A 16,457-nucleotide genomic window follows, 5' to 3' on the forward strand; every position below is an offset into this window, starting at 1 on the left:
TACCGGCGGCGGGTCCTGCCGTCACCCCGCCGCCGGCGGGATCCGCCCGGACCCGGAGCCACCCGGCACGTTCCGTACATCCGTGCGCCCCACGTGCGCCTCCACCCTCACGCGCCGGGCGCGGGGCGACGCCGTCGGGGTTTCGCGGGGAGCAGTGTCCGTAAATGCCCGGCTTGTCTCCGTAGAGTAAGGGCCGTGACCAACTCCCCGCATACAACGGGTGACCTGGTGTTGCCCTGCCTGAACGAGGCCGAGGCCCTGCCCTGGGTGCTGGGCCGTGTCCCGGACGGCTGGCGGGCCGTGGTCGTGGACAACGGGTCCACGGACGGCTCGGCCGCCCTCGCCGAACGGCTCGGCGCCCGCGTCGTCCACGAGCCGCGCCGCGGTTTCGGCGCCGCCTGCCACGCCGGACTGCTCGCCGCCACGGCCGACCTCGTCGCGTTCTGCGACTGCGACGCCACCCTCGACCCGGCCGAACTGCCGCGCGTGGCCGCCCCGGTGCGCGCGGGCGCCGCCGATCTGGTGCTCGCCGGCCGCCGCCCCACCGCGCGCGGCGCGTGGCCGCTGCACGCGCGGCTCGGGAACCGCGCCCTGTCGCGGATGCTGCGCCGCCGCACCGGGGTGCGGCTGTCGGACCTCGGCCCGCTGCGGGTCGCCCGCCGCCCGGCCCTGCTCGGCCTGGGCCTGACCGACCGGCGCAGCGGCTACCCGCTGGAGATGGTGGTCAGGGCCGCCGACGCGGGCTGGCGCATCGAGGAGACCGAGGTGGACTACCGGCCCCGCACCGGCCGTTCCAAGGTGACCGGCACCTGGCGCGGCACCTGGCACGCGGTCAACGACATGCGGGCGGTGCTGAGATGACCACCCTCGTCGTCATCGCCAAGGAGCCGGTGCCCGGCCGGGTGAAGACGCGGCTCACCCCGCCGTTCACCCCGGCGGAGGCCGCGCTCCTGGCCGAGGCCGCCCTGGCGGACACGCTGCGGACGCTGCTGGACGTGCCCGCCGGGCGCCGCGTCCTCGCGCTGGAGGGGCGTCCCGGGCCGTGGCTCCCGGCCGGGTACGAGGTGGTGCGGCAGTGTGGCGGCGGCCTGGACGCACGCATCGCCGCCGCGTTCGCCCACTGCTCCGGGCCCGCGCTGCTGGTCGGCATGGACACCCCGCAGGTGACTCCCGCGCTCCTGGCCCCGGCCACCGGGCCCCGGTCGTGGCCCGCGCGCCGCGCCTGGTTCGGCCCGGCCGCCGACGGCGGTTTCTGGACGCTGGGCCTGGCCGAGCCGCGCCCGGAGCTGATCCTGGGCGTCCCGATGTCCACCCCCGCCACCGGCGCGGTCCAGCGGCGGCGGCTCGTCGAAGCGGGCCTGGACGTGCGGGACTTGCCGCTTCTGCGGGACGTGGACACGGCCGCCGACGCCGCCGAGGTCGCGGCGGCGGTACCGCCCGGCGGCCGGTTCGCCGCCGTGTACACCCGGCTCGGGCAGCGGGAAGGCGTGGCCCGATGACGTGGGCCGGGGCCGCGTACGCGGCGGCCCTGCGCCACGGCCGGGGCCCGCTGTTCCTGCACCGTGCCGACGGCGGCAGGCTGCCCCTCGACGTCGAACGCTGGTGCGCCGCGCCCGATCACGCCGACCGCACGGTGCTGGCGCGCTGCGCGGGCAGCGTCCTCGACATCGGCTGCGGGCCCGGCCGGATGGTCGCCGCGCTGGCCCGCGCGGCGCGCCCGGCCCTGGGCATCGACACGGCTCCCGCAGCCGTCGCCAGGACACGCCGGGCAGGCGGTTCGGCGCTGCTGCGTTCGGTGTTCCAGGACCTGCCGGCCGAAGGAGGGTGGGGGAGTGTGCTGTTGATGGACGGCAACGTGGGCATCGGCGGCGATCCGGCCGCGCTGTTCCGTCGCGTCCGGCGACTCCTCGCGCCCGGCGGCCTGTTGATCGCCGAGGCCGCGACGGCCGAGGTGGACGAGCGGTGCGACGTCACCCTGGACGCGGGCGACGGCCCACTCGGGCATCCGTTCCCCTGGGCCCGCCTCGGCCCGTCCGCGCTCCGCTCCCACGCGGAGGCGGACGGCTGGACGACGACCGGCCAGTGGTCGATCCACGGCCGTACCTTCCTGGCCCTGCGTGGCTAGCACGCGTACGCCGCCGGACGATCATCGACGCCTGCCGCACCGCCTGACCCGTCCGGTGCCTCCGCCCTCCCGGGGCGGAGGCGTCCCGGGCGGCGGGGCGGGTCACCAGCGCGTCAGCCACAGGGAGTTGACGCAGAACGCCAGCACCGCCTGGGCGGCCAGCCACCACCGGGCGTGCCGGTAAGGCAACAGCGCCGCGGCGGGCAGCAGCCACACCGCGAACGGCAGCCAGATCCGTTCCGTCTCCGCCTTGCTCATCCCGGAGACGTCCGCGAGCAGCATCGCGCACAGCGCCGACCCCACCAGGACCGTCAACGGGCCCCGCCACGACCGGCGCAGCGCCGCGCGCCGCAGACCGGCCACCGCCGCCAGGCCGACCGACGCGACCTGGACGGCGAGATTCGCCCATACGAAGTACGCGTAGGGGCGGTGGCCGCCCGCGCCCGCGTAGTACCGGTCCACCAGCGTGAAGTAGCCGTCGAACCACCAGAACCCGGCCGCCGTGAACGCCACCGCCCACGGCACGACGCCCAGCAGCAGCCACGGCAACGGCCGCCACTCGCGGGCGAGATACAGCACCGCGAGCCCGACGACCCCCATCAGCACCAGCCCGTACGACAGATACAGCAGCAGCCCGAAGAGCAGCCCCGAGCCGAACGCCGCCGCGCGCGGGGCCCGCACCGAGCGGGTGGCCGCCAGCGCCAGCAGCGCCACCGCCCGCGCCGCCCCCGCCGTGAACCAGGCGTCCGCCGACACCCCCAGCCACACCGCGGCGGGCGCCACCACCATGAACGGCGCGGCGCGGCGCGCCAGTTCCTCCCCGGCCAGCGCCCGCACCGTGATCAGCACGGCCGCCGCCCCGCCGGCGGCGGCCGTGACGCAGAACGCCGTCGCCCAGCCGCCCCCCGCCAGCCCGATCCGGTCGAGGACGACGAACGTCAGCGTCGCGCCCGGCGGATGACCGGCCACGTGCGCGGGCCACTGGCCCGGCGCACCGTCCGGGATGTGGTCGGTGAAGGTACTCAGGAAGTCGTGGATCCCGCCGATCCGGTCCATCACCGTCAGGTACTCGTGCCCGTACGCCAGCGTGCCGTAGATGCCCGGACGCCAGCCGTCGATCAGCGCCAGCGACCAGATCCACGCCAACGACCCCCCGGCCGCCGCGACCGGCACCCACCGCCAGGGCAACCGCCGTGCCAGCGGCGGCCCGTACAGCACGGTGAGCCCGGCCACGACGAGCGCGGCCGGGGTGCCGGGCCCGGTGTGCGGCTCCCACCGGGCGAACAGCGGCGGCCAGGCCAGCACCAACCGTTCCCCGCCGTAGCCGACGGCCCCGACGACCGCCGCCGCCGCGAAGAACAGCGCCGCCAGCGCGGCCGTCACCAGATCCGGCGTGGAGGACTTCCGTACGTTCACCCCGCTCACGCTAGGCGCCGGAGAGCCGCCGGCCCGCCGTCAACGGGCGGGTGTCACCGCATCGTCCGATCGGGCCGGGGCGTGTCCTGGCCGGGCCCGGTTCGTTGGCTCAGGACGTGAGCGAACGGAATCGTGAGGGAAAGCGCAGCGCCCGCGAACGGCTGCGCGAGGAGCGGGAACGGGAGAAGGCGGCCGAGCGCAGGAAGCGCACCGCCAAGGTCGCGGGCGCCGCCGTCGCGGCGCTGGCGATCGCGACCGTGGTCGGCGTGTTCGCGGCGAACGGCGGTGAGACGACCGAGGGCCCGGCGGTCGATCCCATCTCGGTGGGGGACAAGGATGCCCCGGCGACGCTCGCGGTCTACGAGGACTTCCGCTGCCCGGCCTGCGGCCAGTTCGAGACGACGTTCCGGGACACGATCCACGAGCTGACGGACGCCGGGAAGCTCCGGGTGGACTACCACCTGGTCACGATCATCGACGGCAACATGGGCGGCACCGGCTCGCAGAACGCGGCCAACGCGGCGGTCTGCGCGGACGACGAGGGCAAGTTCCCCGAGTACCACGACGTCCTGTTCGAGAACCAGCCCGCCGAGACGGACGACGCGTTCGCGGACAAGTCCCGCCTGATCGACCTGGCCGGCGACGTGGAGGGCCTCGACACGGCGTCGTTCCGCGCGTGCGTGGAGGACGGCGACCACGACCAGTGGGTGGACACATCCAACGCGGGCTTCCTCGACTCGGACTACAACGCGACCCCGACGATCCTGCTGAACGGCGACACGATCTACGGCCAGTCCTCCGACCCCCTCACCCCCGACGCCCTGCGCGAACGGGTCGACGAGATCGCCGCCTCCGAAAGCTGACACCACCCGGCGGCGGGACCGGAGCAACATTGCGATTCGATCTCGCCGCCCGCTGGTCTAGTCCTTATCGTCTGCCTATATGCGGATCTTCCCCCCGTAGGTGACGTGTCATCAGCAAGTCACCATCTTGCGTCGAAGGCGTGAAGGCGTGAACGCTGATCCCACGCGTCTCAATGATCCCTGGGGGATTCCGTGCGCCGTGCACGTCGGCTCGCCCTGCCCGTCGCGGCACTCATGGCAGCCCTGACAGCCCTGGACCCGGCCGCCGACGGCACCGCCCCCGAGGAGACACCGGGTCAACTCCCCCTGCCCGTCACCGATTCGCGCTCCGGGCAGCCGGTTCCCACCGGTGGGATGCCGTGACGCGGAGGGGAGAGACGCCATGAGCGGCTTTCACGCGCTCACCGGCATCATGCCGCCGCACGAGGGCGCGGGGGACCGACTCGACTGGGACGAGGTCGCGAGACACTGGGGGACGCGCTTCCCCGGGGATTACGTCGACTTCGTGGGCACTTACGGCGAAGGGGCGATCGAGGACTTTCTCAGTATCCAGATTCCGCTCTCCCGGCGCTTCTCGCACGACCAGTACGGAATGGCCTTCGAGACGCGCAATGCGCGAGGCACATGGCCGGCCGCATCGGCGTCCGCCGCCCTGGCCGACTTGGCAGGCACGGACCTCATCGCTTGGGGGGTCGACGCGGCCGCCGACATCCTCTGCTGGAAGGCGGACGACGAGGACCCGGACCAGTGGCCGGTCGTGGTGTACGAACGACACGGCAGTCCGAGCTGGGAGAAGTACGCATGCGGCATGACCGAGTTTCTCGTGCGGACGTTCACGGGGGATCTCCCCGCATGCCCCCTGAGCGGTACCGATCTCTGGCGGAAGGAGCGGCCCAGGTTTCTTCACTGGCGTGAGGAGGACCGGCTTCTGGCCGAGGGCATCGATCCATGGACAGGGGAGCCCGACCCCTATGCGGGCATGTTCGACTGATGCGAGCCGCCACGGTGATCAGGGTCGCCGGTGATGATCCCAGGCGGTGGGTCAGGTGAGCGGGGGAGCGCTCACGGCCGTGGCCGCCAGTGCGGCCGACCGCCCGACGTCGAGCACCTACCTCACCGGTACCCAGATCAACGCGACCCGCGGCTGCACCTACGACCGGGCCCACCACCTCACCTCCTGGTCCCACGGCACCGAGACCCACACCTACACGTGGGACACGGCAGGCCACCGCACCTCGGTGGGGCGGCCCGGCGGCCCCCTACGACGTACTGCGCGGGCGACAGGACGGTGCCCGCGGCGTTCCACCGAATCCGCTTCACAGCCCGGCGGCCGGCTGGCGGAACCTGGGACCGGGGACAAGATGGGGTCAGCCCGTACCGACCGGTGCGACCCCCTGGTAAGAGGTGAGGCCCGGTGCCACCTACTGACGACCTGGCCGATGTGATGCCCCCGCATGCGGGGGCGGGCGATGCCGTCGACTGGCGGGAGGCCGAGAGACTGTGGGGGACGCCCTTTCCCGACGACTACCGGCAGTTCGTCGGGAAGTTCGGCGAGGGTGCCATCGAGAACTATCTGGCGACGCTTGTCCCGATGAACTCCTGGTACGGGGGCGAGGACGGCATGTCTGAGGAGACGGAGAACGCCCGGGGCACCTGGGCGGGGGAGTCCGTCGACAGCCTGCCTGCGGGCGTGGACGGAACGTCACTCATCGCGTGGGGGGTGGACGCGAGCGGTGACATTCTATGCTGGGCGGCTGGAGGGAAGGACCCCGACCGCTGGCCCGTCGTCGTGTTCGCGCGTCAAGGTTGGCCGACGTGGAGGGTGTCTGAGTGCGGAATGGTCGAGTTCCTGTTGAAGTCGATTCGGGGCGAGTTCGAGGATTGTCCGCTGAGCGGTACCGACATCTGGGCGATCAACAGTCCTCGCTTTCTGCACCGCCGTGAGGAGCAGAGGATCCGGAATGTGACCGGGCGGAGTCCATGGCTCGACGATCACACCTGACAAGGCGCCACTCCTTTCCCTGGTGAAGCTCCTGCGATTCCGGCAGAGATACGCATGCGGGCATTCGGGACTGCGGGCTTCGAAATGAGTTGCGTGGTCTACAATCGTCCCACTGGCGGATGCGACTGTGAGGATGGGTGACCGTGGAAATTTCGGCGTTCGTGGAGTTTTTCGGTCCTCCGCTGTACGACCGGTCTGTTGAGAGAGATTGGGAGGAATTCGAGAATCTCGTCGGGATCCAGATGCCGTCGGACTACAAAGAGTTCGTCTCGGCTTACGGTCCGTGCTGCATCAATGACACGCTGCTGATCTTCCATCCAGCAGCCCCGAGAGACGGCAGCCTCAACTTGTTCGAAGAGGTCGGAAATGTCGTCGATCAGTATCGCTTTTTGCGTGCTGTGCAGAGTTATGAGAAGCCCTACCCGATCTATCCCGAGCCAGGTGGGTGCATCCCAGTTGCGCGGACCACGGGCGGAAATCAAGTATTCTTGAAGCCTCCGAGCGGTGAAGCTCCAACATGGAGTCTTGTCGTGGAAATGGGAGAATGGGTGGACTTTCCTTCTGATTTCACCTATTTTCTCTATCGGGCGACAGTCGGCGACCTGTACGTGCCCTTTATGGTGGATTTGGATGTTTCGTTCGAAGCGGTGGGGCGATTGGGTGATTGAGTCGCGGGGCGCGGTCGCTTCGACGGAGTGCCGTTTCGACGGCCGGTGCTGAAATTCTGCACAGCCGATGGCCTGATTCCGCTGCTCTCCACGGACAGGGGGGAGACTTTTTTCTGGGCGCCGGCTGTTTCGCCGCCCACGGGGTGCATCTTCGTTTTCTCAGTGGTTCTACCGTTACCTCAGCGGTGAGGACATGTCCGGCCCGGAGAGTGGATTGGATGCGTCCGGGCCGATTATGTTCGAAAATCTCCCGATGGTGCACGATGAGGAATTCGTGACGTGGTTCGGTCCGGAACGTGACGAAGGGGCCGCAGCGTTCCGCAACCGATGAGGTGGGAGCGCGACGCGGTCACGGTCTTCAGCCGCTTCCACGCCCGGGCACGCCACTGTCCTTGGCGACAGCGTCCCGGTGCGCGGCCGGATCCGCCGGGGCGGGGCCGGTGAGGTGCGTGAACGCCGTGTGACACAGCGGGGGGAATGCGGGCCGCGGTTCGGTCATCCGTGCCGGGCACGGTAGCGTCGGGCACACCATGGAGATCCTTGCCTCAATCCCCAGTCCCGGCGAGAGCGAGATCCATCTCGGACCGTTCCCGCTCCGCGGCTACGCGCTGTGCATCATCCTCGGTGTCTTCCTCGCGATCTGGCTCGGCGGGCGGCGCTGGGTGCGGCGCGGCGGACAGCCGGGGACCGTTGCCGACATCGCCGTGTGGGCCGTTCCCTTCGGACTCGTCGGCGCCCGCGTGTACCACGTCGTCACCGACTACCAGCTCTATTTCGGTGACGACCGCGACTGGGTCGACTCGTTCAAGATCTGGGACGGCGGTATCGGTATCTGGGGCGCGATCGCCGGTGGTGCCCTGGGCGCCTGGATCGCCTGCCGCAGGCGCGGCATCCCGCTCCCCGCGATGGCCGACGCGGTCGCGCCGGGCATCGCGTTCGCGCAGGCCATCGGCCGCTGGGGGAACTGGTTCAACCAGGAGCTGTACGGCAAGGCCACCGATCTGCCCTGGGCCGTGGAGATCGACAACGGCCTCCACGACGGCACCTTCCACCCGACCTTCCTGTATGAGTCGCTGTGGTGCCTGGGCGTCGGCCTGCTGGTGCTGTGGGCAGACCGGAAGTTCCGGCTGGGGCACGGCCGGGCGTTCGCGCTGTACGTGGCGGGCTACACGGTCGGCCGCGCGTGGATCGAGTACCTGCGGATCGACGAGGCGCACGAGTTCCTCGGTCTGCGCCTGAACAACTGGACGGCCGGACTGGTCTTCCTGGCGGCCGTCGCCTATCTGGTGATCTCGGCCAAGCGCCGCCCCGGCCGCGAGGACATCGTGGAACGGCTCCCGGGCGACGACGGCGACGACACGTCCTCGGCGGACAACCAGCCGAACGCGGAGGCGACACCGGAAACGGACCCGACCCGCACCCCGGAGAGCACGGCCCCGGAGACGGACGGGCAGGCCGAGGCAGCGACGGTCGTTGACGGGCCTGCGGACACGGGAACGGACGGGCAGGTGGAGTCGGAGCAGGTTCAGCCTGTTGCGGACGAGTCGGCCCAGGGAGCGACGGTGGTCGACGGACCCGCGCCCATGGGAACGGACGGCGAGGTCGAGTCGGAGCGGGTTCAGCCTGTGGCGGACGAGTCGGCCGAGGCAGCGGCGGTGGTTGATGGGCCTGCCCCTAAGGGAACGGACGGCCGGGTCCAGCCCGTCGCGGACGGGCAGGCCGAGGCAGGGACGGTGGTTGACGGGCCTGCCCCTACGGGAACGGACGGGCAGGTCGAGTCGGAGCAGGTCCAGCCCGTCGCGGACGAGTCGGCCGAGGCAGCGGCGGTCGTTGACGGGCCTGCGCCCACGGAAGCGGACGGCCAGGTCGAACCGGCCGAGGCCGGGGAACCGGTCGCCGCTCAGCCGGACGCCGCCCAGGCGGGGGTCGAGACGGCTGTCGCCGACGCCGGACCGGCCGCCGCCGCGGGGGCGACTGTCGCCCCGGCCGCCGGTGGCGGCGACGAGGCGCCCGCCGGGAAGCGGCTTTGGGGGCGGCGGAAGACGAAAGCCGCTGGTCAGCGCGGTTAGTACGGCCTGCCTTGCTGGCCGCCGCGCGGAATGGGTGCCACGCTGCTGAGCGTTGAACGAACGTACGACCGACGCTCGTCGAGAAGGGCCCGCACCGCCATGGCCGCAGAGGCGCACCACGATCACCGCGACGTCAACGGGGGCTGGCTCCGCCCCGCCGTGTTCGGGGCCATGGACGGGCTCGTCTCCAACCTCGGGCTGATCAGCGGCGTCGCCGGCAGCTCCGCCTCCTCGCACGCCATCGCCGTCGCGGGCATGGCGGGGCTCGCCGCCGGGGCGTTCTCCATGGCGGCCGGGGAGTACACCTCCGTCGCGTCCCAGCGGGAGCTGGTCCTCGCCGAGATCGACATCGAGCGCCGCGAGCTGCGGCGGCATCCCGAGGACGAGCTGGCCGAGCTGACCGACATCTACGTCGGGCGCGGGGTCGAGCCGGGCCTCGCGCGGGAGGTCGCGCGGCAGCTCTCCGCCGATCCCGATCAGGCGCTGGAGATCCACGCCCGGGAAGAGCTGGGCGTGGCGCCCGACGATCTGCCGTCGCCCATGGTGGCGGCCGTCTCGTCCTTCGGGTCGTTCGCCGTCGGGGCCGTCCTGCCCCTGCTGCCGTATCTGCTCGGCGCCACCGCGCTGTGGCCCGCCGTGGCGCTGGCGCTGCTGGGACTCTTCGTGTGCGGTGCCGTTGTGGCGCGTGTCACGGCCAGGCCGTGGTGGTTCAGCGGGCTGCGTCAGCTCGTGCTCGGCGCCGCCGCCGCGGGTGTGACCTACGTCATCGGATCCGCCTTCGGTACCGCCCTCGGCTGAGGTCCCGCATGGCGCGGGCCTGCCCCGGGAATACGACGGGAAGCCCGGGCGCTATCACCCGCACACGAGCTTTGTTTCCAGTGGGTTTCATTTGATTGAACCCAGGGGATGTGCCTTCTGGTCCGCGAGCATCGACGCCCGCGCCGGTCAGAGCCAGCGGCGGGCATATCCGCCATCTCCGGCACGGTCTCGCGGCGACAGGGCACCTCAAAGTCCGCATCGCGGACAGTGGTATCCGCTTCCCGGGATCCGGGCCATCGTGTAACCTGCACGAAAATTTAACGCACCAGGGCCAGCGTCGTCCCTCGGACCGTGCACACCACCAAGACGACGACGGGAGAGCCGATGCGTTCTGCGTCCCACCCGGTACAGCAGGGGATGTACGACCCTCGCCACGAGCACGACGCATGTGGTGTCGGCTTTGTCGCGACGCTCACCGGCGAAGCCAGCCGCGAGCTGGTCGACCAGGCGCTCACTGTGCTCCGGAACCTCGAACACCGCGGTGCCACCGGGGCCGACCCGGACACCGGTGACGGTGCCGGCATCCTTCTTCAGGTGCCCGACGCCTTCCTCCGCGAAAGCGTCGCCTTCGACCTTCCCGCCGCCGGCGCCTACGCCGTCGGTCTGGCCTTCCTTCCCACGGCCGCCGACGCGGCGACCGCCGCCGTCGACCAGGTCGCCGCCATCGCGGCCGAGGAGCGTCTGACGATCCTCGGCTGGCGCGACGTTCCGGTCACGCCCGAGCTGCTCGGCGCCGCCGCCCGCGAGACGATGCCGCTGTTCCGTCAGCTCTTCGTCGCCGACACCGAGCGCGGCAGGACCGGGCTCGACCTGGACCGCGCCGTCTTCGCGCTGCGCAAGCGTGCCGAGCGGGAGGCCGGGATCTACTTCCCGTCCCTGTCCGCGCGCACCCTCGTGTACAAGGGCATGCTCACCACCGGCCAGCTCGAGCCGTTCTTCCCGGACCTGTCGGACCGGCGCATGACCACGGCGATCGCCCTCGTCCACTCGCGGTTCTCCACGAACACGTTCCCGAGCTGGCCGCTGGCCCACCCGTACCGCTTCGTCGCCCACAACGGCGAGATCAACACCGTCCAGGGCAACCGCAACTGGATGCGCGCCCGCGAGTCGCAGCTCGCCGGCGACCTGTTCGGCGACCCGGCGAAGATGGAGCGGCTGTTCCCGATCTGCACGCCCGACGCGTCGGACTCCGCGACCTTCGACGAGGTGCTGGAGCTGCTGCACCTCGGCGGCCGTTCGCTGCCGCACGCCGTGCTGATGATGGTCCCCGAGGCGTGGGAGAACCACGAGTCGATGGACCCGGCCCGCCGCGCGTTCTACCAGTTCCACTCCACGATCATGGAGCCCTGGGACGGCCCGGCCTGCGTCACCTTCACCGACGGCGTCCAGGTCGGCGCGGTCCTGGACCGCAACGGTCTGCGCCCCGGCCGGTACTGGGTGACCGACGACGGTCTGGTCGTGCTCTCCTCCGAGGTCGGCGTGCTGGACATCGAGCCCTCGCGCGTGGTGCGCAAGGGCCGTCTCCAGCCGGGCCGGATGTTCCTGGTGGACACCGCCGAGCACCGCATCATCGAGGACGCGGAGATCAAGGACCGGCTCGCCGCCGAGCACCCGTACGCCGAGTGGCTGGAGGCCGGGCTGATCGACCTGGCCGGGCTGCCCGAGCGTGAGCACGTCACGCACACCCACGCCTCGGTCACCCGCCGTCAGCAGACGTTCGGGTACACCGAGGAGGAGCTGCGGATCCTGCTCGCGCCGATGGCGAAGACCGGCGCCGAGCCGATCGGCTCGATGGGCACCGACACGCCCATCGCCGCGCTGTCGGACCGGCCGCGGCTGATCTTCGACTACTTCTCGCAGCTCTTCGCGCAGGTCACGAACCCGCCGCTGGACGCCATCCGCGAGGAGCTGGTCACCTCGCTGCTGTCGTCGCTCGGCCCCCAGGGGAACCTGCTGGAGCCGACCCCGGCCTCCTGTCGCAGCGTGTCCCTCCCCTTCCCGGTGCTGGACAACGACGAGCTGGCCAAGCTCATCCACATCAACGCCGATGGTGATCTGCCCGGTTTCGCCGCCGTCACACTCTGCGGTCTGTACCGGGTCGCGGGCGGCGCGACGGCCCTGGCCGACCGGCTGACCGAGATCTGCGCCGAGGCCGACGCCGCCATCGCCGACGGCGCCCGTCTCATCGTGCTCTCCGACCGGCACTCGGACGCCGAGCGCGCGCCGATCCCGTCCCTGCTGCTGACCTCGGCGGTCCATCACCACCTGATCCGCACCAAGCAGCGGACCCAGGTCGGGCTGCTGATAGAGGCCGGTGACGTGCGCGAGGTGCACCACGTGGCGCTGCTGATCGGCTACGGCGCCGCCGCCGTCAACCCCTACCTGGCCATGGAGACGGTCGAGGACCTGGTCGCGCGCGGCACGTTCCTGACCGGCGTCGACACGGCCACCGCCACCCGCAACCTGATCAAGGCGCTGGGCAAGGGCGTGCTGAAGGTGATGTCCAAGATGGGCATCTCCACGGTCGCCTCCTACCGCGGCGCGCAGGTCTTCGAAGCGGTCGGTCTGGACGCGGCGTTCGTCGACACCTACTTCCACGGCACCACGACCAAGATCGGCGGCGTCGGCCTCGACGTCATCGCCCAGGAGGTCGCGGCCCGGCACGCCAAGGCGTACCCGGCGACCGGGGTGGCCCCGGCCCACCGGGACCTGGAGATCGGTGGCGAGTACCAGTGGCGGCGCGAGGGCGAGCCGCACCTGTTCGACCCCGACACGGTCTTCCGGCTCCAGCACTCCACGCGCGAGCGCCGGTACGACATCTTCCGCCAGTACACCCAGCGGGTGAACGAGCAGTCCGAGCGGCTGATGACGCTGCGCGGCCTGTTCCGGCTGAAGGAAGGCGAGCGGCAGCCGATCCCGCTGGAGGAGGTCGAGCCGGTCAGCGAGATCGTGAAGCGGTTCTCCACCGGCGCGATGAGCTACGGCTCCATCTCGCAAGAGGCGCACGAGACGCTGGCGATCGCCATGAACCAGCTCGGCGCCAAGTCGAACACCGGTGAGGGCGGTGAGGACCCCGACCGTCTCTACGACCCGCGCCGGCGCAGCGCCATCAAGCAGGTCGCCTCCGGCCGCTTCGGCGTGACCAGCGAGTACCTGGTCAACGCCGACGACATCCAGATCAAGATGGCCCAGGGCGCCAAGCCCGGCGAGGGCGGCCAGCTCCCGGGGCACAAGGTGTACCCGTGGGTGGCGAAGACCCGGCACTCGACGCCTGGCGTCGGCCTGATCTCGCCGCCTCCGCACCACGACATCTACTCGATCGAGGACCTGGCGCAGCTCATCCACGACCTGAAGAACGCCAACCCTTCGGCCCGCGTCCACGTGAAGCTGGTCTCCGAGGTCGGCGTGGGCACCGTCGCGGCCGGCGTCTCGAAGGCGCACGCCGACGTGGTGCTGATCTCCGGGCACGACGGCGGAACGGGCGCCTCGCCGCTGACCTCGCTGAAGCACGCGGGCGGCCCGTGGGAGCTGGGTCTGGCCGAGACGCAGCAGACGCTGCTGCTCAACGGGCTGCGCGACCGGATCGTCGTGCAGACCGACGGCCAGCTCAAGACGGGGCGCGACGTGCTGATCGCGGCGCTGCTGGGCGCCGAGGAGTTCGGCTTCGCGACCGCGCCGCTGGTCGTGGCGGGCTGCGTCCTGATGCGGGTGTGCCACCTGGACACCTGCCCGGTCGGTATCGCCACCCAGAACCCGGTGCTGCGTGAACGGTTCACCGGCAAGCCGGAGTTCGTGGTGAACTTCTTCGAGTTCATCGCGGAGGAGGTCCGCGAGCTGCTGGCCGAGCTGGGCTTCCGCACGCTGGAGGAGGCCGTCGGCCGCGCCGAGCTGCTGGACGTGACGCGGGCGGTGAACCACTGGAAGGCGCAGGGCCTGGACCTGGCCCCGCTGCTCCACGTGCCCGAGCTGCCCGAGGACGCCCCCCGCCACCGGGTGACCGAGCAGGACCACGGCCTGGCCAAGGCACTGGACAACGAGCTGATCCGGCTGTCGGCGGACGCGCTGTCCGCTGCCACCCCGGAGGAGGCGCAGCCGGTCCGCGCCCAGATCGCGGTCCGCAACATCAACCGCACGGTCGGCACGATGCTGGGCCACGAGGTGACGAAGAAGTTCGGTGGCGCCGGTCTGCCGGACGACACGATCGACATCACCTTCACCGGCTCGGCGGGGCAGTCGTTCGGCGCGTTCGTGCCGCGCGGTGTCACGCTGCGGCTGGAGGGCGACGCCAACGACTACGTCGGCAAGGGCCTGTCGGGCGGCCGGCTGATCGTCCGGCCGGACCGGGGCGCCGACCACCTGCCGGAGTTCTCCACCATCGCGGGCAACACCATCGCCTACGGCGCGACCGGCGGCGAGATCTTCCTGCGCGGCCGGGTCGGCGAGCGGTTCTGCGTCCGGAACTCGGGCGCGACCGTGATCGCCGAGGGTGTCGGCGACCATGGCTGCGAGTACATGACGGGTGGCCGGGCCGTGGTGCTGGGCACGACCGGGCGCAACTTCGCGGCCGGCATGTCCGGCGGCGTCGCGTTCGTCATCGACCTGGACCCGGCGAACGTCAATACCGAGTTCGTCAAGGTCGAGGAGCCGGACGCGGCCGACGCGGAGTGGCTGCACGAGCTGGTCCGCCGCCACGCCGAGGAGACGGGCTCCACCGTCGCCGGGAAGCTCCTGAAGGACTGGGAAGCGGCCCTCGCCCGTTTCAGCAAGATCATGCCCACCACGTACAAGGCCGTGCTCGCCGCCAAGGACGCCGCCGAGCGGGCGGGACTCTCCGAGTCCGAGACCCACGAGAAGATGATGGAGGCGGCGACCCATGGCTGATCCCAAAGGCTTTCTGACCACCCAGCGCGAGGGCGCCAGGAGCCGCCCCGTCGGCGAGCGGGTCAGGGACTGGAACGAGGTGTACGTTCCGGGCTCGCTGCTGCCGATCATCAGCAAGCAGGCCGGGCGCTGCATGGACTGCGGCATCCCGTTCTGTCACAACGGCTGTCCGCTGGGGAACCTGATCCCCGAGTGGAACGACTTCGCCTACCGGGGCGACTGGCAGGCGGCCAGCGAGCGGCTGCACGCCACGAACAACTTCCCGGAGTTCACCGGGCGGCTGTGCCCGGCACCGTGCGAGTCGGCCTGTGTGCTGGGCATCAACCAGCCCGCGGTGACCATCAAGAACGTCGAGGTCACCATCATCGACAAGGCGTGGGAGGCCGGTTCGGTCACCCCGCAGCCGCCGGAGCGCCTGTCGGGCAAGACCGTGGCCGTCATCGGCTCGGGCCCGGCCGGACTGGCCGCCGCGCAGCAGCTCACCCGGGCCGGCCACACGGTCGCGGTGTACGAGCGCGCGGACCGGATCGGCGGGCTGCTGCGGTACGGCATCCCCGAGTTCAAGATGGAGAAGCGGCACATCAACCGCCGCATCGAGCAGATGCGCGCAGAGGGCACCAAGTTCCGCACCGGCGTGGAGGTCGGCCGGGACACCGACGCGGCGAAGCTGCGCAAGCGGTACGACGCGGTCGTCATCGCCGCCGGCGCCACCACCGCGCGGGACCTGCCGGTGCCGGGCCGTGAACTCAAGGGCATCCACCAGGCGATGGAGTACCTGCCGCTGGCCAACAAGGTGCAGGAGGGCGACTTCATCACCGCGCCCATCTCCGCCGAGGGCAAGCACGTGGTCGTCATCGGCGGCGGCGACGCGGGAGCCGACTGCGTGGGCACCGCGCACCGGCAGGGCGCGGCCTCCGTCACGCAGTTGGAGATCATGCCCAGGCCGGGCGAGGACCGGCCGGCCAACCAGCCGTGGCCGACGTTCCCGATGACGTTCAAGGTCACCTCGGCCCACGAGGAGGGCGGCGAGCGGGTCTACTCCGTCTCCACCACCCGCTTCGAGGGCGACGAGGACGGCAACGTGCAGTGGCTGCACCTGGTCGAGGTCGAGTTCGTGGCCGGGAAGCTGACGCAGAAGCCGGGCACCGAGCGGCGCATCCCGGCCCAACTCGTCACGCTGGCCATGGGCTTCACCGGCACCGACCAGGAGAACGGGCTGGTCGAGCAGTTCGGTCTCGCCCTGGACGAGCGCGGCAACATCGCGCGGGACGCCGAGTACGCCACCAACGTGGACGGCGTGTTCGTGGCGGGTGACGCCGGGCGCGGCCAGTCGCTCATCGTCTGGGCCATCGCGGAGGGCCGCGCCGCCGCCCGCGGTGTGGACCGCTACCTGACCGGCCAGAGCACCCTGCCCTACCCGGTCCGGCCGACCGACCGCGCGCTGGCGGTCTGAGCCCGGCCCCGAGACGGTCCGCACAACGGCGTGCGGACTCCCTGTGACGCGGCGCCCGCCCCCCGTTCCGACCGGGGGGCGGGCGCCGCGTTCGTCCGCGCGCCCGCGTCGCGCCCCGGCGGACCGCCAGAGGTCCAGCCCACAAACGGTGCCGTTCCGTG

General features: G+C 71.3%; 12 protein-coding genes and 1 pseudogene. 12 read left to right on the top strand and 1 reads right to left on the bottom strand.

Going from position 1 to position 16,457, the window contains the following annotated elements; translation table 11 throughout:
• Positions 1-195: 195 nt before the first annotated feature.
• The 3 genes from BN2279_RS13375 to BN2279_RS13385 are packed head-to-tail and all read left to right on the top strand — an operon-like array spanning position 196 to position 2,125.
• Positions 196-861 (top strand): glycosyltransferase family 2 protein, encoded by a 666-nt coding sequence (locus BN2279_RS13375; protein WP_059009199.1) that lies wholly within the window; start codon positions 196-198, stop codon positions 859-861.
• On the top strand, positions 858-1,499 hold the full coding sequence (locus tag BN2279_RS13380) for a TIGR04282 family arsenosugar biosynthesis glycosyltransferase (protein ID WP_059009200.1): 642 nt from the start codon (positions 858-860) through the stop codon (positions 1,497-1,499). The genes BN2279_RS13375 and BN2279_RS13380 overlap by 4 nt, the downstream gene beginning before the upstream one ends.
• Entirely contained in the window at positions 1,496-2,125 is a 630-nt protein-coding gene (locus tag BN2279_RS13385) for a methyltransferase domain-containing protein (RefSeq protein ID WP_059009203.1), read from the top strand. The genes BN2279_RS13380 and BN2279_RS13385 overlap by 4 nt, the downstream gene beginning before the upstream one ends.
• A 102-nt stretch (positions 2,126-2,227) precedes the next feature.
• On the opposite strand, the gene BN2279_RS13390 is transcribed toward BN2279_RS13385, so the two are convergent.
• Entirely contained in the window at positions 2,228-3,541 is a 1,314-nt protein-coding gene (locus tag BN2279_RS13390) for a hypothetical protein (RefSeq protein ID WP_407702237.1), read from the bottom strand.
• Between the two features lie 116 nt (positions 3,542-3,657).
• Here BN2279_RS13390 and BN2279_RS13395 point away from each other — a divergent pair, with 116 nt between their 5' ends.
• The 9 genes and pseudogenes from BN2279_RS13395 (at position 3,658) to BN2279_RS13425 (ending at position 16,296) form a co-directional block, all read left to right on the top strand.
• Complete coding sequence (locus BN2279_RS13395) at positions 3,658-4,404, top strand: DsbA family protein (protein ID WP_059009206.1); 747 nt, start codon at positions 3,658-3,660, stop codon at positions 4,402-4,404.
• Between the two features lie 192 nt (positions 4,405-4,596).
• Positions 4,597-4,767 (top strand): hypothetical protein, encoded by a 171-nt coding sequence (locus BN2279_RS29355; RefSeq protein ID WP_159037215.1) that lies wholly within the window; start codon positions 4,597-4,599, stop codon positions 4,765-4,767.
• 19 nt (positions 4,768-4,786) lie between these two features.
• On the top strand, positions 4,787-5,395 hold the full coding sequence (locus BN2279_RS13400) for an SMI1/KNR4 family protein (protein WP_199827717.1): 609 nt from the start codon (positions 4,787-4,789) through the stop codon (positions 5,393-5,395).
• Between the two features lie 423 nt (positions 5,396-5,818).
• Complete coding sequence (locus tag BN2279_RS13405) at positions 5,819-6,406, top strand: SMI1/KNR4 family protein (protein ID WP_059009208.1); 588 nt, start codon at positions 5,819-5,821, stop codon at positions 6,404-6,406.
• 137 nt (positions 6,407-6,543) lie between these two features.
• Entirely contained in the window at positions 6,544-7,074 is a 531-nt protein-coding gene (locus BN2279_RS29360; protein ID WP_159037217.1) for an SMI1/KNR4 family protein, read from the top strand.
• A 530-nt stretch (positions 7,075-7,604) separates the two neighbouring features.
• A pseudogene (gene lgt / locus BN2279_RS13410) lies at positions 7,605-8,448 on the top strand (prolipoprotein diacylglyceryl transferase); the annotation flags it as partial.
• Between the two features lie 794 nt (positions 8,449-9,242).
• Positions 9,243-9,941, top strand: coding sequence for a VIT1/CCC1 transporter family protein (locus BN2279_RS13415; protein WP_059009211.1), 699 nt, complete (start codon positions 9,243-9,245; stop codon positions 9,939-9,941).
• Between the two features lie 345 nt (positions 9,942-10,286).
• On the top strand, positions 10,287-14,843 hold the full coding sequence (gltB, locus tag BN2279_RS13420; protein WP_059009214.1) for a glutamate synthase large subunit: 4,557 nt from the start codon (positions 10,287-10,289) through the stop codon (positions 14,841-14,843).
• Positions 14,836-16,296: a glutamate synthase subunit beta gene (locus tag BN2279_RS13425; RefSeq protein WP_059009216.1), complete on the top strand. Its 1,461-nt coding sequence runs from the start codon at positions 14,836-14,838 to the stop codon at positions 16,294-16,296. Before gltB ends, BN2279_RS13425 begins: the two co-directional genes overlap by 8 nt.
• Positions 16,297-16,457: the final 161 nt, after the last annotated feature.

The sequence above is a fragment of the Streptomyces specialis genome (assembly GCF_001493375.1).
In the GTDB taxonomy this organism is placed as follows: Bacteria; Actinomycetota; Actinomycetes; order Streptomycetales; family Streptomycetaceae; genus Streptomyces; species Streptomyces specialis.